The following is a 737-nucleotide window of genomic DNA, read 5'->3' as shown; positions in this document are numbered from 1 at the left end:
GACAGTCTACGTGTGCGTAGTGACGAGTTGGAGTGTCGTACTCAACGTGAGAAGTTGCGATTGTGATACCGCGCTCACGCTCTTCTGGAGCGTTATCGATAGATGCGAAGTCTTTCGCTTCACCACCGTACACTTTTGCAAGAGTAGTACAGATAGCTGCAGTTAGAGTTGTTTTACCGTGGTCAACGTGGCCGATAGTACCAACGTTTACGTGCGGTTTCGTACGTTCAAATTTTTCTTTAGACATGAGTTGTCCCTCTAGGTACGGATTTAGGTGGCTTTGATGACCACGCAACCAAAAAGTATTGGTAATAAATTTACTCTCAATCACTAAACTTAGTTTAGATAAGAGAAAGTATCAAAAGGAAAACATTGCTTAGAGCTGGTGCTGATAGGCAGACTCGAACTGCCGACCTCATCCTTACCAAGGATGCGCTCTACCACCTGAGCTATATCAGCACTCAAATTAGAGTGGAGCGGGCAGCGGGAATCGAACCCGCATCATCAGCTTGGAAGGCTGAGGTAATAGCCATTATACGATGCCCGCAACACGTAACTCTGTGAGCTATTTCCTTAAGAATATGGTGGAGGGGGACGGATTCGAACCATCGAAGGCAGTGCCAGCAGATTTACAGTCTGATCCCTTTGGCCACTCGGGAACCCCTCCAAATTTTTAATCCATGACTCTCGTTCTCTAAAAAGAGATAAGCGGAGAAATGGTGCCGACTACCGGAATC

Annotated in this window: 1 protein-coding gene and 3 tRNA genes; all 4 read right to left on the bottom strand. The window is 46.5% G+C overall.

From position 1 onward, the window contains the following. On the bottom strand, positions 1–247 hold a 247-nt coding region (locus tag QTO00_RS20405; protein WP_331426369.1), incomplete at its 3' end, for a GTP-binding protein. 136 nt (positions 248–383) lie between these two features. Further along, positions 384–459 (bottom strand) — tRNA-Thr (locus tag QTO00_RS20400). 13 nt (positions 460–472) lie between these two features. After that, positions 473–547, bottom strand: a tRNA-Gly gene (locus QTO00_RS20395). A 35-nt stretch (positions 548–582) separates the two neighbouring features. Then, a tRNA-Tyr gene (locus tag QTO00_RS20390) sits at positions 583–667 on the bottom strand. Between the last annotated feature and the right edge of the window lie 70 nt (positions 668–737).

It is taken from the genome of Vibrio sp. M260118, from assembly GCF_036533755.1.
Classification (GTDB): domain Bacteria; phylum Pseudomonadota; class Gammaproteobacteria; order Enterobacterales; family Vibrionaceae; genus Vibrio.
The sequence above is the reverse complement of the archived record's forward strand: the minus strand, read 5'-3'. Positions and strand labels throughout refer to the sequence as shown.